The sequence below is a fragment of the Nonomuraea wenchangensis genome (assembly GCF_900111685.1).
GTDB lineage: Bacteria > Actinomycetota > Actinomycetes > Streptosporangiales > Streptosporangiaceae > Nonomuraea > Nonomuraea wenchangensis.
On record NZ_FOHX01000005.1, the window covers coordinates 540,318 to 562,901 of the forward strand.

The 22,584-nt window shown below is 73.9% G+C and carries 27 protein-coding genes; 14 read left to right on the top strand and 13 right to left on the bottom strand.

Annotation, left to right across the window (positions count from 1 at the left end):
* Genes BMW85_RS18340 through BMW85_RS18370 form a run of 7 tightly spaced genes read left to right on the top strand, consistent with a single transcriptional unit; the run spans position 1 to position 6,882 of the window.
* Positions 1–1,314, top strand: a complete 1,314-nt coding sequence (locus tag BMW85_RS18340; protein ID WP_091082639.1) for an ABC transporter substrate-binding protein — start codon at positions 1–3, stop codon at positions 1,312–1,314.
* Positions 1,311–2,297 (top strand): ADP-ribosylglycohydrolase family protein, encoded by a 987-nt coding sequence (locus tag BMW85_RS18345; RefSeq protein WP_091082640.1) that lies wholly within the window; start codon positions 1,311–1,313, stop codon positions 2,295–2,297. Before BMW85_RS18340 ends, BMW85_RS18345 begins: the two co-directional genes overlap by 4 nt.
* A gap of 5 nt (positions 2,298–2,302) precedes the next feature.
* The gene (locus tag BMW85_RS18350; protein WP_245774890.1) at positions 2,303–3,268 is read left to right on the top strand and encodes an ADP-ribosylglycohydrolase family protein; all 966 of its coding nucleotides are present in this window, start codon (positions 2,303–2,305) and stop codon (positions 3,266–3,268) included.
* Complete coding sequence (locus BMW85_RS18355) at positions 3,265–4,404, top strand: ADP-ribosylglycohydrolase family protein (protein ID WP_091082644.1); 1,140 nt, start codon at positions 3,265–3,267, stop codon at positions 4,402–4,404. Before BMW85_RS18350 ends, BMW85_RS18355 begins: the two co-directional genes overlap by 4 nt.
* Positions 4,401–5,738: an ADP-ribosylglycohydrolase family protein gene (locus tag BMW85_RS18360; protein ID WP_091082646.1), complete on the top strand. Its 1,338-nt coding sequence runs from the start codon at positions 4,401–4,403 to the stop codon at positions 5,736–5,738. Before BMW85_RS18355 ends, BMW85_RS18360 begins: the two co-directional genes overlap by 4 nt.
* On the top strand, positions 5,735–6,619 hold the full coding sequence (gene rbsK / locus BMW85_RS18365) for a ribokinase (RefSeq protein ID WP_091082647.1): 885 nt from the start codon (positions 5,735–5,737) through the stop codon (positions 6,617–6,619). Before BMW85_RS18360 ends, rbsK begins: the two co-directional genes overlap by 4 nt.
* Positions 6,620–6,669: 50 nt before the next feature.
* A complete protein-coding gene (locus tag BMW85_RS18370; protein ID WP_091082650.1) occupies positions 6,670–6,882 on the top strand; it encodes a hypothetical protein in 213 nt (70 codons plus the stop codon).
* Between the two features lie 15 nt (positions 6,883–6,897).
* On the opposite strand, the gene BMW85_RS18375 is transcribed toward BMW85_RS18370, so the two are convergent.
* Positions 6,898–7,602 (bottom strand): FadR/GntR family transcriptional regulator, encoded by a 705-nt coding sequence (locus BMW85_RS18375; protein WP_091082652.1) that lies wholly within the window; start codon positions 7,600–7,602, stop codon positions 6,898–6,900.
* A gap of 181 nt (positions 7,603–7,783) precedes the next feature.
* On the opposite strand from BMW85_RS18375, the gene BMW85_RS18380 reads away from it, so the two are divergent.
* Entirely contained in the window at positions 7,784–9,508 is a 1,725-nt protein-coding gene (locus BMW85_RS18380) for a 2-isopropylmalate synthase (RefSeq protein WP_218155829.1), read from the top strand.
* Here BMW85_RS18380 and BMW85_RS18385 read toward each other — a convergent pair.
* Both BMW85_RS18385 and pyrF read right to left on the bottom strand, forming a co-directional pair.
* Positions 9,468–9,899 carry an SRPBCC family protein gene (locus BMW85_RS18385; protein ID WP_091082654.1) on the bottom strand — a complete coding sequence of 144 codons (432 nt, stop codon included), beginning with the start codon at positions 9,897–9,899 and terminating at the stop codon, positions 9,468–9,470. The genes BMW85_RS18380 and BMW85_RS18385 overlap by 41 nt on opposite strands.
* Positions 9,896–10,720: an orotidine-5'-phosphate decarboxylase gene (pyrF, locus tag BMW85_RS18390; protein ID WP_091082656.1), complete on the bottom strand. Its 825-nt coding sequence runs from the start codon at positions 10,718–10,720 to the stop codon at positions 9,896–9,898. Before pyrF ends, BMW85_RS18385 begins: the two co-directional genes overlap by 4 nt.
* Positions 10,721–10,841: 121 nt before the next feature.
* Between pyrF and BMW85_RS50380 the strand changes: the two genes are divergently transcribed.
* Both BMW85_RS50380 and BMW85_RS18400 read left to right on the top strand, forming a co-directional pair.
* On the top strand, positions 10,842–11,318 hold the full coding sequence (locus BMW85_RS50380) for a DUF2283 domain-containing protein (protein ID WP_218155830.1): 477 nt from the start codon (positions 10,842–10,844) through the stop codon (positions 11,316–11,318).
* A 35-nt stretch (positions 11,319–11,353) separates the two neighbouring features.
* Positions 11,354–12,148 carry an HAD family hydrolase gene (locus BMW85_RS18400; RefSeq protein ID WP_091082658.1) on the top strand — a complete coding sequence of 265 codons (795 nt, stop codon included), beginning with the start codon at positions 11,354–11,356 and terminating at the stop codon, positions 12,146–12,148.
* Positions 12,149–12,151: 3 nt separating this feature from the next.
* Here the strand turns inward: BMW85_RS18400 and BMW85_RS18405 are convergent, their stop codons facing one another.
* The gene (locus BMW85_RS18405; protein WP_245774891.1) at positions 12,152–12,499 is read right to left on the bottom strand and encodes a winged helix-turn-helix transcriptional regulator; all 348 of its coding nucleotides are present in this window, start codon (positions 12,497–12,499) and stop codon (positions 12,152–12,154) included.
* 95 nt (positions 12,500–12,594) lie between these two features.
* On the opposite strand from BMW85_RS18405, the gene BMW85_RS18410 reads away from it, so the two are divergent.
* Together BMW85_RS18410 and BMW85_RS18415 are read left to right on the top strand one after the other, a co-directional pair.
* A complete protein-coding gene (locus BMW85_RS18410; protein WP_091082662.1) occupies positions 12,595–13,242 on the top strand; it encodes an NADPH-dependent F420 reductase in 648 nt (215 codons plus the stop codon).
* A gap of 91 nt (positions 13,243–13,333) precedes the next feature.
* Positions 13,334–13,708, top strand: coding sequence for a hypothetical protein (locus BMW85_RS18415; protein WP_091082664.1), 375 nt, complete (start codon positions 13,334–13,336; stop codon positions 13,706–13,708).
* 8 nt (positions 13,709–13,716) lie between these two features.
* Here the strand turns inward: BMW85_RS18415 and BMW85_RS18420 are convergent, their stop codons facing one another.
* Entirely contained in the window at positions 13,717–14,373 is a 657-nt protein-coding gene (locus BMW85_RS18420) for an endonuclease V (protein WP_091082969.1), read from the bottom strand.
* Between the two features lie 84 nt (positions 14,374–14,457).
* Here BMW85_RS18420 and BMW85_RS18425 point away from each other — a divergent pair, with 84 nt between their 5' ends.
* Positions 14,458–15,198 carry a sulfite exporter TauE/SafE family protein gene (locus BMW85_RS18425; RefSeq protein ID WP_245774892.1) on the top strand — a complete coding sequence of 247 codons (741 nt, stop codon included), beginning with the start codon at positions 14,458–14,460 and terminating at the stop codon, positions 15,196–15,198.
* Here BMW85_RS18425 and BMW85_RS18430 read toward each other — a convergent pair.
* Entirely contained in the window at positions 15,167–15,901 is a 735-nt protein-coding gene (locus tag BMW85_RS18430) for a type 1 glutamine amidotransferase (protein ID WP_091082665.1), read from the bottom strand. The two genes, BMW85_RS18425 and BMW85_RS18430, sit on opposite strands and share 32 nt — an antisense overlap.
* A gap of 100 nt (positions 15,902–16,001) precedes the next feature.
* Complete coding sequence (locus tag BMW85_RS18435) at positions 16,002–16,505, bottom strand: hypothetical protein (protein WP_143082327.1); 504 nt, start codon at positions 16,503–16,505, stop codon at positions 16,002–16,004.
* Positions 16,506–16,666: 161 nt separating this feature from the next.
* Between BMW85_RS18435 and BMW85_RS18440 the strand changes: the two genes are divergently transcribed.
* On the top strand, positions 16,667–17,617 hold the full coding sequence (locus BMW85_RS18440; protein ID WP_091082667.1) for an NHL repeat-containing protein: 951 nt from the start codon (positions 16,667–16,669) through the stop codon (positions 17,615–17,617).
* Here the strand turns inward: BMW85_RS18440 and BMW85_RS18445 are convergent.
* The 6 genes from BMW85_RS18445 to BMW85_RS18470 all read right to left on the bottom strand — a co-directional run bounded on the left by BMW85_RS18445 (position 17,607) and on the right by BMW85_RS18470 (position 22,367).
* Positions 17,607–18,371 carry a chitosanase gene (locus tag BMW85_RS18445; protein ID WP_091082668.1) on the bottom strand — a complete coding sequence of 255 codons (765 nt, stop codon included), beginning with the start codon at positions 18,369–18,371 and terminating at the stop codon, positions 17,607–17,609. The genes BMW85_RS18440 and BMW85_RS18445 overlap by 11 nt on opposite strands.
* Before the next feature lie 62 nt (positions 18,372–18,433).
* Entirely contained in the window at positions 18,434–19,048 is a 615-nt protein-coding gene (locus BMW85_RS18450) for an FMN reductase (RefSeq protein ID WP_091082669.1), read from the bottom strand.
* A gap of 29 nt (positions 19,049–19,077) precedes the next feature.
* Entirely contained in the window at positions 19,078–20,178 is a 1,101-nt protein-coding gene (locus BMW85_RS18455; protein WP_091082670.1) for an LLM class flavin-dependent oxidoreductase, read from the bottom strand.
* Positions 20,179–20,257: 79 nt separating this feature from the next.
* Positions 20,258–20,908 (bottom strand): NAD-dependent epimerase/dehydratase family protein, encoded by a 651-nt coding sequence (locus BMW85_RS18460; protein ID WP_091082671.1) that lies wholly within the window; start codon positions 20,906–20,908, stop codon positions 20,258–20,260.
* Between the two features lie 120 nt (positions 20,909–21,028).
* On the bottom strand, positions 21,029–21,775 hold the full coding sequence (locus tag BMW85_RS18465; protein ID WP_091082672.1) for an IclR family transcriptional regulator: 747 nt from the start codon (positions 21,773–21,775) through the stop codon (positions 21,029–21,031).
* 157 nt (positions 21,776–21,932) lie between these two features.
* Positions 21,933–22,367 (bottom strand): nuclear transport factor 2 family protein, encoded by a 435-nt coding sequence (locus tag BMW85_RS18470; RefSeq protein WP_091082673.1) that lies wholly within the window; start codon positions 22,365–22,367, stop codon positions 21,933–21,935.
* Between the last annotated feature and the right edge of the window lie 217 nt (positions 22,368–22,584).

Genomic DNA, 22,584 nt, shown 5'->3' on the forward strand with positions numbered 1-22,584 from the left:
ATGCGTATCAAGTCCGCTCTGGCGGCGGCCGCCATCGTGGCGCTCGCCGGCGCGTGCGGCAGCGGAGGCGGCGACGGCGGCTCCTCGTCGTCGTCCTCCTCCGGCGAGCCGGTCAAGATCAATTTCCTGAGCCTGGCCTGGCAGAAGGAATCCGTCGCCGCGAACAAGCAGATCGTGGACGAGTGGAACAAGGCCAACCCGAACATCCAGGTCACCTACGTCCAGGGCAGCTGGGACAACGTCAACGACCAGCTCGTCACCCAGTTCGCCGGCGGCACCGCGCCCGACGTCATCCACAACGACTCGCCGGCGCTGTCCGGGTTCGCCTCCGACGGCTACCTGCTCGACCTCAAGGACAAGCTGCCCGCCGAGCTGAAGAGCGACATCCCGCAGTCCGCCTGGGACACCGTCACCTTCGACGACGGCAAGGGCGGCCAGGGCGTCTACGGCGTGCCGTTCCTGCAGGAGTCGCAGGTCATCATCGCCAACAAGAAGCTGCTCGACGCGGCCAAGGTGCGCGTGCCCACCGCCGCCGAGCCGTGGACGTGGGACGAGTTCTCCGAGGCCGCCAAGAAGATGACCAAGGACGGCACCTTCGGCGTCGCCTGGGCCATGAAGTCGCCGGTCAACAAGACGCTCAACCTGGCGCTGAACTTCGGCGGCACGTTCTTCCAGACCGCCGACGGCAAGACCACCGTCAAGGTCGGCCCCGAGGAGCGCGAGGTGCTCCAGCGCATCCACGACCAGCTCCACACCGACAAGTCCGCCGACCCCGACGCGCTCGGCCAGGGCACCGCCGACCCGCTGCCCGCCTTCTACAAGGGCAAGTTCGCGCTGCTGCCGGCCGGCGTCTACCTGCGCCAGCAGGTCGCCGAGCAGGCGCCCGACGGCTTCGAGTGGGTCACCCTGCCCGGCCCGAAGGGCACCACCGCGGAGCAGGGCGCGGTCTCGCAGACGCTGTCCATCGCCCAGGACAGCAAGCACCCCGAGGAGGCGATGAAGTTCATGGCCTACTTCCTCAACGGCCCCAACCAGGCCAAGCTCGCCAAGGGCGACTGGCTGCTGCCGACCTCCCAGACGGCCGCCTCCGACCCGGCGATCACCACCGAGGAGAACGGCTGGGACGTGGCCACCGCCTCCGCCAAGAACCTCGTCGTCGCGCCGTTCCTCAAGGTGAACGGGTTCGACGAGTGGAAGTCCAAGGTCGCCACGCCGGTGCTGCAGGAGTACTTCGCCGGCAAGATCACCCTCGACGACGCGGCCAAGCGGCTCGTGGACGAGGGCAACAAGGTCCTGGAGCGGTACCAGCGGTGACCTCCTACCGGGAACGGGCCCGGGGGTGTCTGCTCGGCCTCGCGGCCGGCGACGCCCTCGGGGCCCCCGCCGAGAACCTGAGGCCGGCCGAGATCCGGCGGCGGTGGGGGCGGCTCACCGAGATCGAGGGCGGCGGCACCGACGACACCGAGTACGCCATCTTCGCCGCCTCGCTGCTCGGGCGGCACGGCCACGGGCTGACCCCTGAGCTGGTCGCGCGGGCGTACCGGGACGAGATCATCCCCAGGGTGGACGGGCCGATGCGCGGCGCCGGGTTCTCGGAGCTGGGCACCGTCGAAGCGCTTCGACGCGGGCTGGAGCCGCCGCTCACCGGGCTGGTGCACTCCCACGGCTGGTCCGACGGGCTGGCCATGCGCGCCGCCCCGTACGGGATCTTCTGCCCCGGCGACCCGGCCGAGGCGGCCCGGCTGGTGGAGCAGGACGGGCTGGTGAGCGGGTCCGGCGAGGGCATACTCGGCGGTCGCGCGGTCGCGGGGGCCGTGGCCGCAGCGATGACCGGCGCCGGGCCCGAGGACGTCGTGGACGCCGCACTCGCGGTGATCCCCGGCGACTCGTGGACCGCCAGGAACGTCCGCCGTGCCCGCGCCGCCCTCGACGACGCGGCGCCTGACGAGATCGAGGCGGCGCTGCACGAGGCCGTGGTCGTCCGGCACTACCCGTGGACCGACCTCGCCCCGGAGGCCGTCGCGCTCGCGCTGGCCGCCTTCCTGGCCGGCGACGGCGAGGTGGAGGCGGCGGTGACGTTCGGGGTGAGCCTCGGGCGCGACGCCGACACCATCGGGGCCATCGCCGGGGCCGTCAGCGGCGCCCGGCAGGGCGAGAGCGGCGTGCCCGCCCGCTGGGCGGCCAGGATCGGGCCGGTGACCGGCAAGTGCCTGCCCGTCGTGGCGGGACGGCACGTGCTGGACACCGCCGACGAACTCGCCGGTCTGCTGACCGGCGAGCCCGCGAAAGGACGGTGACCGCGATGTCGGGGGACAGGATCAGAGGAGCCGTCGCCGGGCTCGCCGTCGGTGACGCCGCGGGCTGGCCCGCGAGCCGGCACCGCGCGGCCCTGCACGCGCCCTGGAGCAGGCGGCTGCACCGGGAGCTGGACGCCTTCGCCGAGGAGCACCGGGTGACCACGCTGCCGGTGCCGTTCGCGCTCAACCAGCCGACCGCGCCGCTGGCCGTCGGCCCGTCCGACGACGCCGAATGGCTCGCCTGGACGCTGCTGACCGCCGACCGGCCGCGCACCGCGGCCTTCCGCGAGCTGATCGGCAAGGACCTGCGGGCGCGCGTCTCGGTGCGGACCGCGCTCGACAACCTGGACAGGGGCGTCGAACCGCCCGCGTCCGGGCACGACAACCCGCACCACTTCGACGACGCCGCCGCGGTCCGCGCCGTCGCGTTCGGGGTCCTGGGGAGGGACCCGTCGGACGACGCCCAGGTCACCAACGCCGGGGACGGCGTGCTCGGCGCGCGGGCGATGGCCGCCGCCGTGACCACGGCCGTCGCGTCCGGCGATGTGACGCGGGCGGTGGCGGCGGCGCTGGACCTGCTGCCCGAGGGCACCGCGATCGGGCACAACGCCCGGCTCGCGCTGAGCGCCGCCGAGCGGGCGGGCGAGGCGTTCGCCGCCGTGCCCGCACTGGACGCGGCGCTGCTCGACCACGTCTACAGCTACGGCGTGGGCGCCGCCCAGACGGTGCCCGCGGCGCTGGCGCTGGCCGCGGCCTCCGGGGGCGACCTGACCAGGGCCGTGCCCGCGGCGGCGTGCCTGGCCGCGCTGGCCGACTCGGCGCCGGCGCTGACCGGCGCGCTCACGGGGGCCTGCGGCGGCTTCGAGGCGATCCCGGAGGGGTGGACCGCCTCGGCCCGTACGCTGGCAGGCTGTTGCCTGCCGGACCTGGCGGGCCAGGATCTGATGGAACTGACGAAAGGACTCGTATGACGCCGCTTGAGGACAGGGCGACCGGCTGCGTGGCGGGGGCGGCGGTCGGCGACGCGCTGGGCGGCGCCACCGAGGGCTGGACCCCCGAGCAGATCGTCGAGCGTTACGGCGGGCGCGTGGAGGGGATCGTGCCGCCGTACAACGAGGACTGGCGCAACGCCCGGCCGATCGCGCCGTACCACAAGGGCGACGGCCACATCACCGACGACACCCTCATGACGCACGCGCTGATCCGCGTCTACGAGAAGGCCGGACGCCACCTCGACGCCTACGCGATGGCCGAGCACCTGGTGCCCGAGCTGATGGGCGAGCGGCGCTGGATCCCCGAGCTGGAGGCCGAGGCGCTGCCGCTGCAGCGGATCTTCCTGGCCGAGAAGTGGATCGTGGCCCGGCTGCACTACGGCCACGCCGACCCGCGCGAGGCGGGCGTCGGCAACATCGTCAACTGCGGCGCCGCCATGTACGTCGCCCCCGTCGGCATCGTCAACGCCGCCGACCCCGACGCCGCCTACGCCGAGGCGATCGACCTGACCGGCGCCCACCAGTCCAGCTACGGCCGCGAGGCCGCGGGCGTCATGGCCGCCGCCGTGGCCGAGGCCATGCGGCCGGGCGCCACCGCCGACTCCGTGGTGGCCGCCTGCCTGCGCCTGGCCAAGGACGGCACCAGGGCCGCCATCGAGGCGGTCTGCGAGGCCGCGGCCGGGCTCGGGCACTGGGAGGGCTCGTTCGAGACGCTGCGGGCCGCCGTGCGCCCCTACGACACGGTCGCCGACACCTACCGCGACCAGGGCCTCGGCGCGCGGCGGCCGAGCCGCGTGCACAGCATCGAGGAGCTGCCGCTGGCGCTCGGCATGCTGGTGATCGCCAAGGGCGACTACCGCGACACCGTGCTGGGCGGCGTCAACTACGGGCGCGACGCCGACTCCATCGCCTCCATGGGCGGCGCCATCGCGGGCGCGCTCGGCGGGCTCGCGGCGGTGCCTGCGGAGTGGGTGGAGCAGGTGGGGGCGGCGAGCCGTACGGACCTGGTGGCTCCCGGCCGCGCCATCGCGGCGGTCACGCGCCGGGTGCGCGCCGGCGACCGGGAGCGGCGGCGCGCCGCCGAGGCCGCCCTCGCCGAGCTGGACCACCCGTGATCCGCCTCACCTGGGTCCAGCCGGAGGACCTGGTCGGGCACGAGCTGCGCCAGGCCGCCGAGGACGGCCGCGACCCCGCCCGGGTGCGCGCCGTCGCCGGACGCTGGCACGCGGCGGGCGGTCACGACGCCCCGCCGCGCGCCGGCGCGTCCGAGGCGGGCGCGGCGCGGCTGCGCGGCCTGGCCGAGGAGCTGCTGGACGAGCTGGCCGCACTCCCGTCGCCGCTGGAGGAGCCGTCGGAGCTGGCCGACATCGTCGCCGCCTGCCCCGCCTGGCCCGCCGCCCGGCCGGGCGGCACGGCCGACCCGAAGCGGGTGCTGGCGGCCTGGCAGGGCCGGGCGGCCGGGTGCGTGCTCGGCAAGCCCGTGGAGAAGATCCCGCGCGCGGGCATCAGGGAGATCGCCGAGGCCACCGGCAACTGGCCGATCCGCGGCTGGTTCACCGCCCTCGGCCTGCCGGACGACGTCGCGCGCCGCTGGCCTTGGAACCGCCGCAGCGCCGTCAACTCCCTCGCCGAGAACATCGACGGCATCCCCGAGGACGACGACCTCAACTACCCGCTGCTCGCGCTGACCGTGCTGGAGCGCCACGGCCGCGGCTTCACCACCGAGGACGTGGCCCGGCTGTGGCTGGACGAGCTGCCGGCCGGGCGTACGTTCACGGCCGAGCGGGTGGCGTACCGGAACCTGCTGGACGGCGTCGAGCCGCCGGCGACGGCCACCCGGCGCAACCCGTTCCGTGAGTGGATCGGCGCGTTCATCAGGACGGACGTCTACGGATGGGTCAACCCGGGTGATCCGGCCACGGCCGCCGAGTACGCCTGGCGCGACGCCCGCCTCACCCACACCGCGAACGGGATCTACGGCGCGATGTTCGCCGCCGCGATGTGCGCGGCCTCGCTGACCGCCGGCACCCCGGAGGAGGTCGTCGAGGCGGGCCTGTCCGTCGTGCCGCCGGGCTCGCGCCTGCACCGGGCCGTGCGCGAGGCCGTCGCGGACGCCGCCCGCGAGCCGGACTTCGAGCGCGTCGTGGACCGGCTGCACGAGCGGCACGGCGCCCTCCACTGGGTGCACACCATCCACAACGCGGCCCTCGTCGCCGCGACCCTCGTCCACGGGCGGGGCGACTTCACCGCCACGATCGCCGGAGCCGTCGCCGGCGGCTGGGACACCGACTCGGCGGGCGCCACCGCCGGCTCGGTGTGCGGCGCGCTCGCCGGGGACGTCCCGGAGCCGTGGCGCATCCGCGACAGCCTGGCCAGCAGCCTGACCGGGTTCGACGGCGTGAGCCTCGGCGAGCTGGCCCGGCGTACTCAGGAGATGATGCGGACATGATCTCGGTTTTCGGCAGCGCCAACATGGACCTGGTCGCCTACGTCGCGCAGGCCCCGGCCCGCGGCGAGACGGTCACGGGACACCGCTTCCGCACCGTGCCGGGCGGCAAGGGCGCCAACCAGGCCGTCGCCGCCGCGCGGGCCGGGGCGGAGGTGGCCTTCCTCGGCGCGGTCGGCGACGACGGGTTCGGCGCCGAGATGCGGGCCGCGCTGGCCGCCTCCGGGGTGGACGTGCGCGGCCTGCGCCAGGTGCCGGGTCCGAGCGGCATCGCGCACATCGTCGTGGACGACGACGGCGGCAACTCCATCATCGTGGTCCCAGGTGCGAACGGCACCGTCACCGGCCCCTCGGACGCCGACCTGGCGGCCATCGCCGGCTCGCGGGCGCTGCTGCTCCAGCTCGAACTGCCGCTGCCCGCCGTCGTGGCCGCCGCCCAGGCGGGGCGGGCCGCCGGCGTCCCGGTCGTCCTCACGCCCGCGCCCGTGCAGCCGCTGCCCGGCGAGCTGCTCGACGCGGTCACGATGATCGTCCCGAACGAGCACGAGGCCGCCGCCATCACCGGCGCCACCGGCCCGGACGCCGCCCTGGACGCCCTGCTGGAGCGGGTCGAGGAGGCCGTCATCACGCTCGGCGCCGCGGGCGCGCTCTACGGGTCGCGTTCGGGGGAGCGGCTGCGGGTGCCGGCCGCCGAGGTCAAGGCGGTGGACACCACCGCGGCCGGGGACACGTTCGTGGGGGCGCTGGCCGTGGCCCGCGCCGAGGGCCGGCCCATGGCCGACGCCCTCAGCTTCGCCACCGCGGCGGCGGCGCTGTCGGTGCTGCGCGAGGGCGCCAGCACCTCGATGCCGGTCCGGTCGGAGATCGAGGACTTCCTGGCCTGACGGTGCCGCCCTGGGGCGGTGGCCAGGCGAAACGGGGGAAGAGGAAGTACATGAGCGAGAAGCCCGTTGAACTGCCGGCGACCGTCGGAGGGGTGGACGGGGAGAGCGACGTGGTGGCCGAACGCTCCGGCTGCGTCACGCCGCACAACCGCCGTCCCGTCTCCGCGGACATGCCTCAGGACCTCGACCCGCCGCACCCGTACGAGGAGCCGGAGGAGAACGAGGAGGACGTCACGCGGCCTGACATCGGCCCCACCGGCTGACCCGCTCCGGCGGGCTCAGACGCGGGCGCGCAGGTGGGCGAGCGTCTGCTCCAGCTCGGCCTGCAGGACGGCCTCGGCGGCCGGCCCGTCGCCGCGCCGGACGGCGTCCACCAGGGCGGCGTGCGAGGCGTGCCCGGGGTCGGGATCGTGCTCGCGCAGGCCGAGCAGCTCCACCAGGTCGATCAGCCGCTCTCGCAGCACCGGGGCGAACTCCGCGAACAGGTCCGTCAGCACCGGGTTCCCGGCCGCCGCCACGACCGCCGCGTGCAACGCGATGTCGGCGTCCACGAACGCCGCGTCATTCCCCGCGTCACTTCCGGTCGCGGCGGCGTGCCGGGCCGCGAGCGCGGTCTCCAGCGCCGCGACGTCCTCCTCGGTGCGCCGCTCGGCGGCGAGGCGCGCCGCGCGGGTCTCGACCATGACGCGGACCTCGTACACGTCGGTGATGGCGGCGCGGCGCAGCCGGGCGGGCCAGTCCTCGGCCGGCTCGGTGGCGATGACGTAGACGCCGGAACCCTGCCGGGCCTGCACCAGGCCGGCGCCGGCGAGCGCCCGCAGCGCCTCCCTCACCGTGGAACGGCCGACGCCGAGCGCCTTGGCGAGGGCGTTCTCGCCGGGCAGGCGGGTGCCGACCGGCCATTCGCCCTGGGTGATCTGCTCCCGCAGGTGCTCGGTGGCCTGTTCGACGAGCGGGCTGGGGCGGAGGGAGCCGAGGGGCATCGGGAAGAACCTCTCAGGTTGTCTGAGGACCTGTGGTGTGGTTAGTGTAGCGCCCATGACGTCGTACGGTCTCCTCCTCGGCCGCCGCGGCGGGGCCTGACCGGACCGGCACCCCGTCGCGGTGGCCCGATCGTGCCGGTCTTCCCCCACCGGAGACGGACGACAAGGAACCCCGACCGACATGCACCCCTGGAACCGGCAACGCCCCAGCGGCATGCCCTCCCACCGCTACCGCCCCGCCCACGAGCGCGTCGAGCTCCCCCTCGCCGCCGAGCGCTCCTGGCCCTCCCGCCGCCTCACGCACGCCCCGCTCTGGGTGCCCGTGGACCTGCGCGACGGCAACCAGGCCCTGGCCGAGCCGATGGACCCGGCCCGCAAGCGTACGATGTTCGCCCTGCTGACGCGCATGGGGTTCAAGGAGATCGAGGTCGGCTACCCGTCCTCCAGCCGGCTCGACTTCGACTTCGTCCGCGAGCTGGCCGCGCCGGGCGCGCTGCCCGAGGACGTGACCCCCGTGGTGTTCACCGCGGCCCGCGCGGACCTCATAGAGCGCACCTTCGCCGCCATGGAGGGCCTGCCGCGCGCGGTCGTGCACCTCTACACCGCCACCGCGCCCACCTGGCGCGACGTCGTGCTCGGCCACGACCGGCGCGAGCTGCGCGCCCTCATCCTGGACGCCGCCGGGCGGATCGCCCGGCTCGCCGAGGGCCGGCCCGGCGTGCGCTTCGAGTTCTCGCCCGAGGTCTTCAACCTCACCGAGCCGGACTACGCGCTGGAGGTGTGCAACGACCTGACCGCCCTGTGGGACGCCGCACCGGACCGCCCGGTGATCCACAACCTGCCGGCCACGGTCGAGATCTCCACCCCCAACGTGTACGCCGACCAGATCGAGTACATGCACCGCCACCTCGACCGCAGGGACGCGGTGATCCTCTCCGTGCACCCGCACAACGACCGCGGCACCGGTGTGGCCTGCGCCGAGCTGGCCCTGCTGGCGGGGGCGCAGCGGGTGGAGGGCTGCCTGTTCGGCAACGGCGAGCGCACCGGCAACGTCGACCTGGTCACGCTCGCGCTCAACCTGCACACCCAGGGCGTCGACCCCATGATCGACTTCTCCGACCTCGACGGGATCCGGCGCGTGGTCGAGCACTGCAACCGCCTGCCGGTGCCCGACCGGCACCCGTACGCGGGCGACCTCGTCCACACCGCCTTCTCCGGCACCCACCAGGACGCCATCGGCAAGGGCCTGGCCCGCCACGCCAAGCGCGCCGCCGACCTGGGCGTGCCGCCGGAGCAGGCGCCGTGGGACGTGCCGTACCTGCCGATCGACCCGGCCGACGTGGGCCGCGACTACCAGGCGGTCATCCGGGTCAACAGCCAGTCGGGCAAGGGCGGCATCGCCTACCTGCTGCGCAGCAGGTACGGCCTGGAGCTGCCGCGCCGCCTGCAGATCGACTTCGCGGCCGTCGTGCAGCGGGCCACGGACGGCAGCGGCGAGGAGATCACCGCCGAGGAGCTGTGGGACCTCTTCCGCGCCGCCTACGTCACCCCCGGCGAGCCCGGCGCGCTCGCCGAGTGGACGACGGCCCCGGCCGGGCCGGGCGAGCACGTCTTCACCGGCACGCTGCGCTCCGGCCGCCGCCTGCACGGCACCGGCGACGGTCCGCTGCCGGCGCTCACGGCCGCCCTGGCCGCCGACGGGCTCGACGTGGAGATCCTCGGCCACGCCGGGCACACGCTCGGGACGGACGCGGCCGGCGAGGCCGTGGCCTACGTCGAGGCGCGCGTCGCCGGACGTACGCGCTGGGGCGTGGCGCTGGGCACCTCGGTGCCGGCCGCGTCGGTGCACGCGGCGCTCTCCACGGTCAACGCCGCCCTGGCGGCTCGCAGCGGCGCTTCAGGCTGAGCGCCTCCGTACGCACGTAGCGGCGGGTGCGGGCGCCGGTCAGCAGGGCGAGGAGCGGCGCCAGCAGCCCGCTGCGGGTGATCGACAGCTCCACGGCGGCCCCGCCGCGCTCGCCCGCCTCCACGACGTGCCCCGCCGCGATCGTCACGCCCGCGGCGACGGTCTCCCAGACGAACGAGCGGCCCGGGGTGAGCGCCGTCACCATCCAGTCGAGCGCCGGCAGGCCGGGCTGCTCCACACGCACCCGACTGCCGGGGCCGAACGGCTCGTCGTCCAGCAGGCGCACGCTCGTCACCGTCGGCGTGAACTCCGGCCAGCGGGCCACGTCCGACATCGTCCCCCACACCAGGTCGGCGGGGGCGTCCACGGAGACGCGGGTGCGGAAGGTCATCTCCGGCCCGCCGCCTCGGGCGTCAGGTGGGCCACGCACTCGTCGCGGTAGCGCAGGACCCGGCCGCGCAGCCGCTTCGGGTCGGCCAGCACCGCGCGGGAGACCGACGGCAGGACGGCGTGCCGTACCGGCGTGAACAGCCGCGCCACGTCGGCCGGCGTCGCGCCCTGCGCGCCCACCCCGGGGACCAGGATCGGCCCGTTGAGCTCGGTCAGCGGATGCTCCACCTCGGTCAGCGTGGCGCCCATGACCAACCCCACCGGCCCGAACGGCGTCGCCCCCGCGTTCGCAGCGGCCGCGCCCGCGATGACCTGCCCGGCCACCAGCCGCTGCAGCTCCGCCGACTCGGGGTTGGAGGTGCGGGCCAGCACGAACACGCCCGCGTCGTTGGCCACCGCCGAGGCGATCGCGCCCGTCAGCGAGCCGAACCCGAGGTAGGGGCTCAGCGTCACGGCGTCGGCGGCCAGCGGGCTGCCCCGGTCGAGGTACGCCTCGGCGTAGGCGGTCATCGTGCTGGCGATGTCGCCCCGCTTCACGTCCAGCAGCACGAGCGTGCCCGCCTCACGGAGGTCGGCGATGGCGCGTTCCAGCACGGCCACGCCCCGGCTGCCCCACCGCTCGAAGAACGCCGACTGCGGCTTGACCACGGCCGCCACCTCCGCCACGGTCTCGACGACCGTCCGGCTGAAGCGTTCGAGCCCGGACGGCGAGTCGTCCAGCCCCCAGGCGTCCAGCAGGTCCGGGCTCGGATCGATGCCGACGCAGAGCGGCCCGCACGCGTCGAGCCTGGCTCGCAGGCGTGCCCCGAACGACTCGTTCATGGTGAACCCCTTCGCACGGTTATGCGGCGACCCTACGGGACGGGCCGCTCGGGTGAACAGGAGACCGACCGTTCCCGTTCACCAGTCTTCCGGCGGCGGCGGCAGGGGTAAGGCAGCAAGCATGTACGAGATCGCCCACCGGGTGCTGGCACTGCGCAGCGATCCGCCCCGTGACGTGGTCGTCACGGTCGGCATGCCGTACGAGGAGCCGACGGGGGAGTGGTCGTGCCCCTATCGCATCGACGGGCTCGACGGGTGGGAGCACGAGAGGAAGGTCACGGGACCCGACTCGCTGGCCGCGGCCGAGCTGGCGCTGGCCATGGTGCGGGCCGCGGTCATGGGCTCGCACGAGGCCAGGGAAGGGCGGCTGAACTGGGACGACGTGTCGCCGGGGCCGCGGGCGCAGACCGTCTGGGTCACCTGGGACAGAGAGCACGATCTTGCGTACATCGCGATGAAACGCGAGATCCTGCCCGGCGAGGCCGTCCGGCAGGTGGTGGCGGAGGACGCCGTGCTCGACTACGGGGAGAAGGGGCGGCTGATCGGCGTGGAGCTGAACAACGCCGCCGCCCGGCTGCCGTCGGAGATGCGCATGTGAGACGCCCTGATCCGGGCAGGCGTACGTTACCTGCCGTGAACTCTCCCCGTATCGTCGCCACCGACCTCGACGGCACCCTGCTGACCTCCGACCGCACCGTCTCGCCCCGCACCAGGGACGCGCTCCGGCTGGCCCGCGCGGCCGGGGCCGTGATCGTCTTCGTCACCGCCAGGCCGCCGCGGGCCGTGCGCGAGATCGCCGAGCAGGCGGGCGTCACCGGTACGGCGATCTGCAGCAACGGGGCCATCGTCTACGACCTGGACACCGACGAGATCATCGAGAGCCTGCCGCTCGACCCCGGGGCCGCCCGGCGCGCCGCGCGTGCCCTGGCCGAGGCGCTGCCGGGCGTCGGGCTCGCCGTCGAGACGGGCAGGGGCGTGCTGGCCGAGGCCGCCTACACCCGGCGCGTTCCCGAGGACATGCCGTTCTACCGCGAGGTCGTCTCGGTGCTGGAGGAGGCTGAGCCCTTCGTCAAGCTGCTCGCCCACTCGCCGGCGCACACCGCCGACGAGATGATCGCCGCCGTGCCGGCGACCGTGAAGGGCCTGGCCGAGATCACGCAGTCGGGCGACGGCGGGCTCGTCGAGATCAGCGCGCCGGGGGTGACCAAGGCCGCCGCCCTGGACCGCGTCTGCCGGGCGCACGGCGTGCCGGCGGGCGAGGTGGTGGCCTTCGGCGACATGCCGAACGACCTGGCGGTCCTGACGTACGCGGGCCTGGGGTACGCGATGGCCAACGCGCATGAGACGGTGCTCGCGTCGGTGCCGCGCCGCACCCTCTCGAACGACGAGCACGGCGTCGCGGCGGTGCTGGAACGGCTGTACGGCTGATGCTCATGAGGGCGGGTCGGTCCAGCTGTCCTGGGCCTCCATGACCTCGTCGGCGTGCGCGAAGGCCCACTCGCCGACCGCGCCCACCGGGCCGAGCAGGCTGCGGCCGAGCTCGGTCAGCTCGTACTCGACGCGCGGCGGCGCCTCGGCGTAGGCGTGCCGGGTGACGAGGCCGTTGTACTCCAGGCGGCGCAGCGTCTCGGTGAGCACCTTCGTGCTGATGCCGCCGATCTCCTCGCGCAGCCGTCCCGGGCGGCGCGGGCCGTGCCGCAGGGACCACAGCACGACGGCGTTCCAGGTGTTGCCGAGCAGGTCGAAGGCCAGCCGGGCCTGGCAGTCGGCGAGGAACAACGCGGACCCTTCCCTCGTCAGGCACCAAATGGTGTGTATCTGACTTTCTAGTGTGCTCCCACCGAAGGAAACCCTTTCACAGGAGGAGGACGTCCATGCGCATCGGGATCCTGGGCGCGGGTGGGATGGCGGGCGCGCTCGGCACGCAGTGGGCCGGGGCGGGGCACGAGATCATGATCAGCGGCAGGGACGCGGCGGCGACCGCCGTCCGCGCCGCCCGGATGGCCGGCGGGGTCCGGGCGGGGAGCTGGGCCGAGGCGGCCGCGTTCGGGGAGGTCGTGGTGGTGGCGGTGCGGGAGGCGGGGCTCGTGGACGTGCTGACCGCCTGCGGCGGCGCGCTGCGCGGCAAGCCGCTCGTCGACGTCACCAACGCGGCCGACCCGTCCGCCTACGACCCGGCCCGCTCGCCCGCCCTGCTCATCGGCGGGCTCAGCGGCGGTCACGTGGTCAAGGCGTTCAACCTGTGCCACGTGGACGTGTGGCGGATGACGCCGCCGGTGTTCGGCGGCCGGCCGCTCGCCGTGCCGCTGTGCGGGGACGACCCGGCGGCGCTGGCGGCGGCGCGCACGCTGGTGTCCGACCTCGGCTGCACCCCGCTGGACGGCGGCGGCCTCGCCCGGGTGACGCAGCTCGAGGCGACGGCGGCGTTCATGATCGGGCTGTGGTTCGGCGGCGCGGACGCCCAGGCCGTGCTGCCCCCGCTGCACCGGTCGGGCGCCCACGGCGTACGCCCAGGGGCGTAGCGGTGACCACGACCCACGGCGGATGCCCGGCTGCTCCCCGCGGACGATCCTGGTGGTCACATGTCCGCTGGAGTTGGAAGGAGAGTGTCCGGTGGTGACCACGCAGGTGGCCGTGAGGAACGGCTACGTGACCGCGTTCCGGGCCGTGACGGTGCTGAACAGCTTGGCCGTGCTCGCGCAGGGGGTGACGGCCGGGCAGCTCCTGAGCGGGGCCGGCGCCGGCCTGCACGCGTCGGGGGCGCTGGCCGTGCACGTGCTGGGGCTGGCCCAGCTCGTCGTCACCGTGCTGCTGTGGCGGCCGGGACGCGGCGCGGGCTGGCCGGCCCTGGTGTCGCTGGGGGTGCTGCTGCTCGGGCTCGTGCAGTCGATGCTCGGCGGCATGGGGGCGGTGGCCGGGCACGTGCCGCTCGGGATGGCGCTTCTCGGCCTCAGCGTGTGGCTGCTCGTCGCCGCCTGGCGCCGCTGACCCGGGGTTCAGGGGTGGCGGGCGAGGTGGTCGGCGCGGCGGATCGGCTCGGGGAGGCGGTAGCGGGGGGTCAGGCGGAGGACCTGGTCGGTGACGGTGTCCAGGGAGACGCGGTGGCCCTGGGAGACGTACACCGGTTTGACGCCCGGCCGGGTGCGCAGGGCGCGGCCCACCACGGCGCCGTCGTACGTGATCGGCGTCCAGTCCCCCCGCTCCGGCCCCGGCGGCTCGTGCGTCCCGACGAACGGCGTCTTGCCGACCCCGAGCGCGGGCAGCCCGGTCAGCACGCCGAGATGGCACGCCAGCCCGAACCCGCGCGGGTGCGCCAGGCCGTACCCGTCGCACACCAGCAGGTCGGGCGTGACGGTGAGCCGTTCGAGGGCCTCGACGAGCGCGGGCAGCTCGCGGAAGGCGAACAGGCCCGGCACGTACGGGAAGGCCGCCTTCCCCCGCACCACCACCTGCTCGGCCACGGCGAGCGTGCCGGCGTCCATGACGACCACGGCGGCCGTCAGCTCGCCGTCGCCGTAGTAGTGCACGTCCAGGCCCGCCACCAGGTCGAAGGAGGCGGGCCCGGACAGTTCGACCTGCGGGCGGAGCCGGTCCTGGACCGCCTCCGCCTCCTCGACCGTGTCCGGCCACGGATGGAGCTGCTGCACCTGCACCCGGCCCAAGGTACGCCCTGACCACGTCGCGGGCCACGGGACCCGACGGCACGGGCAAAAAGGGACAAGCCATAATATGACCGGGTGATCATCGGGGATGTGCTGGGCCTGCTCGGCGTCGGCGTGGCGGCCGGCGTGGTGAGCACGGTCGTCAGCCTCGCCTCGATCGTCTCCTACCCCGCTCTGCTCGCCTTCGGCCTGCCCCCGCTGACCGCGAACGTCACCAACACCGTCGCCCTCGTCTTCACCGCCGCCGGCGCCGCCGCGGGCTCCCGCCCGGAGCTCGCGGGGGAGAGCCGCCCGATGCTGCGCCTCGGCCCGGTCGCCGCGCTGGGCGGCGCGACCGGCGCGCTCCTGCTGCTGGTGACCCCGGGGAGGACGTTCGAGCTCATCGCGCCCTGGCTGATCGGGATGGCCTCGCTCCTGCTGGCCCGGCCGCCCTCGGGCCGGGCGCGCGGCGAGCACGGGATGCTCGGGCGGCTCGCGCTGTTCGCCGTCACGGTCTACGTCGGCTATTTCGGCGCGGCCGGCGGCATCCTGCTGTTCGCGGTGCTCTCCGGGATGTTCGCCCATCCCGCCGCCAAGCTGAACGCGATGAAGAACGTGCTGTCCGGCCTGGCGAACGCGGTCGCCGCCCTCGGCTTCGCGCTGTTCGGCCCGGTGGACTGGGCGGCGGCCGCGCCGCTCGCGGCGGGCTTCCTGCTCGGCGGCTGGATCGGCCCCAAGATCGCCCGCCGCATGCCGGGCCACAGCCTGCGCTACCTGGCCGCAGCCTGCGGGGTCGCCGTGGCGGTCAAGCTCGGCTGGGACTCCTACGCGGGTTAGCCATCGCCCTGGACGCCTCGTGCTCGGCGACCAGGGCGGCGAAGCGCAGGGTCACCGCGTGCCAGATCGGGGTGGAGACCGGCTCGTCGGCCACCGCCCGCGCGTGGACCTCGTCGGGGTCGAAGCCGTCGGCCTCCCACTCGCGGATGCGCGCGGGCAGCACCTCGGGATGGAACTGCACCCCCCAGGCCCGCTCGCCCACCCGGAACGCTTGGTAGGGGCAGGCCGCCGTCTCGGCCAGCCACACCGCGCCGGGCGGCAGCCCGGTGACCGCGTCCTTGTGATGCTCGACGGCGGGCACCACCGGGGGCAGCCCGTGGAAGAGCGGGTCGGCCGCCGCCTCCGGTCGGATCGTGACGGGGACGCTGCCGTTCTCGGGCGCGCCCGTGTCGCCGGTGACCTCGCCGCCCGCCACCTCGGCGATCATCTGGCCGCCCAGGCAGATGCCGAGCAGCGGCACGCCCTCCGCGAGCGCCTGCCCGACCAGCCGCCGGGCGCCGGCCAGCCAGGGGGCCCGGTCGTCGTCGCCCGGCAGGTAGCCGCCGCCGAGCATGATCATGGCGTCGTGCTCCAGCCGGTCGGGGAGCGCGGCGCCCTCGTGGGCGAGCACGACGTCCAGCTCGTGGCCGGCGTCCTCCAGCCAGCAGCCCACCCGGCTCGGGCCGCCGCTCCTGCTGTTCTGCACCACCAGCACCCTGCCCATCAGACGCTCCGGGAAGGCGAAGGGGCGGGCGTCCGGAAGGCCGGGAGATCGTGGATCTTCGTGTCGCGCATGGCCCGCATTCTGCCAGGCCGCACGCGGCCTACTCGCGGAACATGGGCCTCGTGGCGTCCTCGGGCAGGTAAGGCGAGGTCCCCTGCCCGTACGCGGGGGAGACGGAGAGCGGCTCAGGGACGGTGGCCCGCCACCGCGAGGGGAACAGGGAGACGGTCAGCAGCATCACCCCCACGACCAGCAGCGCCCCCGAGTGGCCGAGGGCCAGATAACCCTCGTTCACGCGCGCGGGCACCAGCCCCTCCAGCACCAGCCGCGGCCCGCCCGTGAACTCCAGCAGGGGGAGCAGGCCCAGCGCGGTGTACGCGAGCCCTCCGAGGAGCGAGGCGACGGGCGAGAGCCGTGAGCCGGCGAGGAAGGCCAGGACGACCGCGGCGACGGCCAGCACGCCGACCGCGTACCACGGGAACTGGAACGCCGACCGCGTCTGGAAGGAGATCTCGCCGATGCCGTAGAGAAGGCCGGCGAGCGCCAGAGGAGGAAGGAGCAGGCCGGCGACCACTCCGAAGGCATGACGGGCACCATTTGACATGATCTAACCCCGTTTGTTGGCTTAGTGCCCAACCTACCCCGCCCGCCCCGCGCGTGAGCGACGGTCGCCGGAGTCCGGCATCGCGGCCTTTCTCCGAACTCGCTGTGAAAGCCCGCCGCGGCACTTAACGCGGCCCCGGCGCCCGGGGCATCGTGGGCCGCATGAGACCCGCGATCCGCAAGACCGCGTTCCGTGCGCTCATCGTGCCCCTGGCGGCCGCCCTCCTGCTCGGCGCCCAGCCCGCCCAGGCCACCGCTCATCAGCCCGCCCACAAGCCCGCGGCCTTCCCGCTGCCCGACGGTTTCCAGCCGGAGGGGATTGCGATCGGGCCGGGGCCCCACGCGTACTTCGGCTCCCGCGCCACCGGGGACGTCTACCGGGCCGACCTGCGCACCGGCGAAGGGTCGGTGATCAGCAAGGGCCCCGGCACGCCGACGCTCGGGCTCAAGACCGACGGGCGCGGCCGGTTGTTCGCGGCCGGCGGGACGGGCGGCGACGCCCGCGTGATCGACCTGCGCACCGGCGCGGTGCTGAAGTCGTACCGGCTGGCCACCGGGGCCGCCTTCGTCAACGACGTGATCCTCATGGGGGACGCGGCCTACTTCACCGACTCCGCCAACCCGGTCCTCTACAAGCTGCCGCTCGGCCGGGGCGGCGCGCTGCCCGCTGAGGCGGTCACGATCCCGCTGACCGGCGCCATCCAGTACGCCACCGGCAACAACGCCAACGGCATCGCCCCGAGCCCGGACCGGCGCTCGCTGCTGATCGTGCAGTCCAACACCGGCAAGCTCTTCGAGGCGGACCCGGCGACCGGCGTCACGACCGAGGTGGACCTCGGCGGCGAGACGCTGACCAACGGCGACGGCCTGCTGCTGTCCGGCCGCACCCTGTACGCCGTCCAGAACCGCCTCAACACGATCGCCGTCATCGCCCTGTCCCGTGACGGCTCGTCCGGCCGGATCGTCAGCCGCATCACCGACCCGCGCTTCGACGTGCCGACGACGGTGGCCGCGTTCGGCGACCGGCTCTACCTGCCGAACGCCCGCTTCACCACTCCGCCGACGCCGGAGACGACGTACGGCGTGGTGGCCGTGCAGCGGGTCAGCTCTTGATCGTGTAGCTGTCGCCGTAGACCTTCCACTTCAGCGGCGGTTCGAGGTCGAGGTTGCCGTTCCTGAGGAAGACCCGCTGCATGGTGTCCACCCGGGTGGTGTCCTCGTGCGCCTCCTCGGCCTTCATCGCCGCCTTGCGCGCGTCGAGGAAGGCGTTGAGGTAGGCCACCTCGTCCCCGCCCTGCGCCGGGGTCCTGGCCTTGGCGAGGGCGGCCTTCCTGATGCCGCCGAAGCTGAGCTTGTCGCCGCCGGGGCCGTGCATGACCATCGCGTCGTAGTAGACGAACTGGCCGAGCGCCCGCAGCCCGTCCTTCTCTGCCCGGCTGACGGCAGGGTCGAAGTAGACGCGGTCGCGCTCGTCGTTCTGGGCCCGCTGGAAGACGGGGTCCTTGGCGGCGGCCTTCCAGTCCTTGGTGAAGGTGGGGTCGAGGCCGGCGTGAGAGTCGGTGCCGTTGACCTTGCGGAGGGCGGGCAGGTATTTCGCCAGGACGTTGCCGGGCTTGCGCTTGGTGTAGAGCTCGACCAGCTCCAGCATGTCGCCCGTGCCGGAGCAGAAGCCGATGATGCCCGCCGTGTAGCCGCGCTCGTCCTTGATGTCCTCGATGTAGCCGTACTGGGCCTTCCAGTCCAGCGAGGAGTTCTCCGCGCTGGACACCAGCCGCATGGCGATGTCCTTCTTGTGAGGCTCGCTGAGGGCGGGCGCGGCGGTGCCGGTGACGGTGAGGGAGAGGGTCAGGAGGGTGGCAGTGAGCACGAAAGCTCCTGGCTCGTTAGGAAAGTTTCCGAACGGACCCTACTCCGGTGACGCGGCCGAAACTACCGCTTCGGGCGAAGTGCGGCGAGCTGTTCCTTGAACGGCACGACCTCCTCGCCGGCGTCCGCCGCCGCGGGCACGCGGTGCGTCAGCAGGCCGGCCAGCTCCGCGGCGGCGCGTTCCACGCGCTCGCCGAGCCCGTCGGTGAACGCGTCCTGCCCGCCGCCCCAGTCCTCCGCCGCCGCGTACACGGCGGTCGGTACGACCACCGCCCGCAGGTACGCGAACAGCGGCCGCAGCGCGTGCTCCAGCGCCAGCGAGTGCCGCGCCGTGCCGCCGGTGGCCGCGACCAGCACCGGCTTGCCGGTCAGCGCCGTGTTGTCGAGCACGTCGAAGAACGACTTGAACAGCCCGCTGTAGGAGCCGCTGAAGATCGGCGTAACCGCGATGAGCGCGTCGGCCTCGGTGACCGCGTCCAGCGCCGCGCGCAGCCGCGCGTTCGGGAACCCGGTGACGAAGGCGTTGGCCACGTCCCCGGCCAGCTCGCGCAGCTCGATCACCCGCACGTCCGGCTCGTGCCCGGCCAGCCGCCGGACCGCCGCCTCGGCGAGGCGGTCGGCCAGCAGCCGGGTCGAGGACGGCTGGGTCAGTCCGGCCGTGACGACGACGAGCTTCATGGTGTCTCCTTCTTCTCCTGTACGGGGGGTCAGGCCTCGACGGGGGCGATCTCCGCCTCCCGCTTGGCGGCGAGCAGGGAGGCGTGCGTCGGCGCGTCCGGCACCCCGGCCGGCCGGCCCTTGGCGAACTCCGCGCGCAGCACCGGCACGACCTCCTCGCCCAGGAGGTCGAGCTGCTCCAGCACGGTCTTCAGCGGCAGGCCCGCGTGGTCCATGAGGAACAGCTGGCGCTGGTAGTCGCCGAAGTAGTCCCTGAACTCCAGCGTCCGCTCGATGACCTGCTGCGGGCTGCCGACGGTCAGCGGCGTCTCGGCCGTGAACTCCTCCAGCGAGGGGCCGTGGCCGTACACGGGGGCGTTGTCGAAGTAGGGACGGAACTCCTTGATCGCGTCCTGGGAGTTCTTGCGCATGAACACCTGCCCGCCGAGCCCGACGACGGCCTGCTCCGCGGTGCCGTGCCCGTAGTGGGCGTAGCGCCGGCGGTAGAGGGCGATGAGCCGCTGGAAGTGCTCCTTCGGCCAGAAGATGTTGTTGGCGAAGAAGCCGTCGCCGTAGTAGGCGGCCTGCTCGGCGATCTCGGGGCTGCGGATCGAGCCGTGCCAGACGAACGGCGGCACCCCGTCCAGCGGGCGCGGCGTCGAGGTGAAGCCCTGGAGCGGCGTGCGGAAGCGGCCCTCCCAGTCGACCACGTCCTCGCGCCAGAGCCGGTGCAGCAGCGCGTAGTTCTCCACGGCGAGCGGGATGCCCTGGCGGATGTCCTGGCCGAACCACGGGTAGACCGGGCCGGTGTTGCCCCGGCCCATCATCACGTCCACGCGGCCCTCGGCCAGGTGCTGGAGCATCGCGAAGTCCTCGGCGATCTTCACCGGGTCGTTCGTGGTGATGAGGGTCGTGGACGTGGACAGGATCAGCCGCTCGGTCCGCGCCGCGATGTAGCCGAGCATGGTGGTGGGGGAGGACGGCACGAACGGCGGGTTGTGGTGCTCGCCGGTCGCGAAGACGTCCAGGCCGACCTCCTCGGCCTTGAGCGCGATCGTCACCATGGCCTTGATCCGCTCATGCTCGGTCGGCGTCCTGCCCGTCGTGGGGTCCATGGTCACGTCGCCCACGGTGAAGATCCCGAACTGCACTTTAGTCACCATCCATGACTGTTGAAACTTTAACGATTAGGGTAGCGCTCAGACCGTCGTGGTTATTCCATCATCGTGGTCAGAGCGCGTTGATGGCGGCCGGGCCGAGGATCCGCTCGGGCGCCCCGTGCTCGGCCACGGCGATCATGGCCTTGCCGATCTGCTCGGTCGTCGTCATCGCCGTGCCGAACATCCGCCGCAGGAGCGGATAGAACGGGCGCGTCACGATGTAGCCGAGGCGGTAGAGCCGGGTGCGCGAGGTGACGCCGTGCAGGGGGTGGATGTAGCCGGGCCGGAACATGTAGGCCCGCAGGTCCATCGCCAGCAGCGCGTTCTCGGTCTCGCCCTTCACCCGCGCCCACATGGCGCGGCCGTGGGCGTCGGTGCCGGCGCCGGAGACGTAGACGAAGACCGAGCCGGGGCTGAGCCGGGCCAGGACGCGGCCGGCCGTCACCGTGTAGTCGTAGGTGACGTGCCGGTAGTCCTTCTCGTTCATGCCGGCCGAGGAGACGCCGAGGCAGAAGAAGCAGGCGTCGTACCCGGCCAGGCGGTCCTCGATCGGCGACAGGTCGGCCATGTCACCGTGGACGAGCTCGCGCAGCTTGGGATCGGCGACGCCGGTCGCCGTCCGGCCCGCGGTGAGCACGTCCGTGACCCTGGCGTCGAGCAGGCACTCCCGCAGCACGCCCCGGCCCACCATGCCGGTCGCCCCGAAGATGATCACTCTCATGGAGGGCCCGCCCCGATCGTCTCGCCGATGCCGTCAGGGGAAGAATAGGCCCGCTCGGCGTGGCGGGCGGGGACGGGGAGAGCCTTGCGCCCGCGAGATCGCGGGCGGGGACAGGGAGAGCTACGCGCCTGCCAGGTCGCGGGCCGCCGCCGTCAGCAGGGCCACCGCCGGAGCCGGGAGCTCCAGCCCGCGCGTCGAGATCCCGATCGCCCACGCCGTGCCGGCGACCACGACCCCCGCGCACGCCACCTGCTCGCGGAACTGCCCGTGCTCCTCCACCACCACCTGCCCCGGCGGCAGGCCCGCCAGCTCCTCCTCCACGTCCTCCACGGTGGCCGGGGTCGCGGAGGTGAAGCGGGGCAGCCGCCCGTACCCGGTCAGGATCTCCCGCCGGTCCCGCGCCGGCAGCGCCCGCAGCAGCGCCTTGCCCAGCGCGGTCGCGTGCGGCGCCGTCTCCAGCCCCGCCTGCAGGTCCTCCAGCCACGGCGAACGCGGCCCCTCGGCGACGTCCACCACCAGCAGCCGCCCGTCGGCGAACTGCGCCAGGTACGCGGTGTGCCCCGTGACCTCCGCCAGATGCCGCAGCACGGAGCCTGCGTGCGGTGGGCGCTCGAAACCGTCCAGCATGTCGTGGAAACGCTCGGCCACCTTCGAGCCCAGCAGATAGTCGCCCTCGGGCCGCCGGTGCAGATAGCCCTCGTAGCACAGCGTCCTGACCAGGTGGTACGACGTCGACAGGTTGAGCCCGCAGCGGCGGGCGATCACCTTGACCGGCAGGGGCCGATCGGCCCGCGCCACCTCCTCCAGCACGCGCAGGGCACGCGAGACACTGCGGATCAGATCGCTGGGCTGTGCGTCACCTGTCATCGCTCCAGCATCTTCGCCATCTGAAATCGGCACGCCTACCCCGGCGGACACACCCGCCCGACGGCGAGGACACGCCGGAGATACCACAGTGAGCCAGTGGGGCCCTGTGGACGCGGCACGCGCCCGCAGGCGCGCGCGCCGGCGGGCGCGGGGCGGGTCAGCGGGCCGTCCGCCAGCTCTGCTCCTCCACCAGCTCCACGCTGCGCCAGCCGTCCGGGGTGCGGAGCAGGCGGTGGTGGTACCAGCCGCCGCCGTGCAGGAACCCCGCCGTCCCGGCCGCGACCATCTCCCGGCTCGGCGCGAGGGTGTCGGTGAACGGCGCGCTCACCCGGGCCTCCCCGTCGCCGCCGAAGTCGATCACCGGCGCGCCGATCAGGTGCAGCCGCCCCGGCCAGTGCGCGAGCACCTCGGCGAGCCACGCCTTCACCTCCTCCCGCCCACCCCTGACGCCGCCCGCCGAGCTGTAGTCGATGACGGCGTCCTCGGTGAACACCTCGTCGAGCCGCTCCCAGCGGCCCGAGTCGACGGCGCGGGTGTAGCGGGCCAGCAGGTCCGCGATCTCCAGGCGGTCGGCGAGCTCTCGTGCGTCCATGCGGCGATCGTCGCGCCGCTGCGGCGTTCCCGCCAGACCTGGCCCGCGCGACGCGCTCAGAACAGCCAGTTGACCACCACGGTCAGCACGATCGACAGCAGGACGGACGCAATGATCATCAGCAGGCACCCCATCCAGCCGCCCAGCGGCCGCACGTCCCAGTTCCCGAACCTCATGGCCCGCGCCTACCCCGCCGCCCGGACCCGAAGCCCGGACA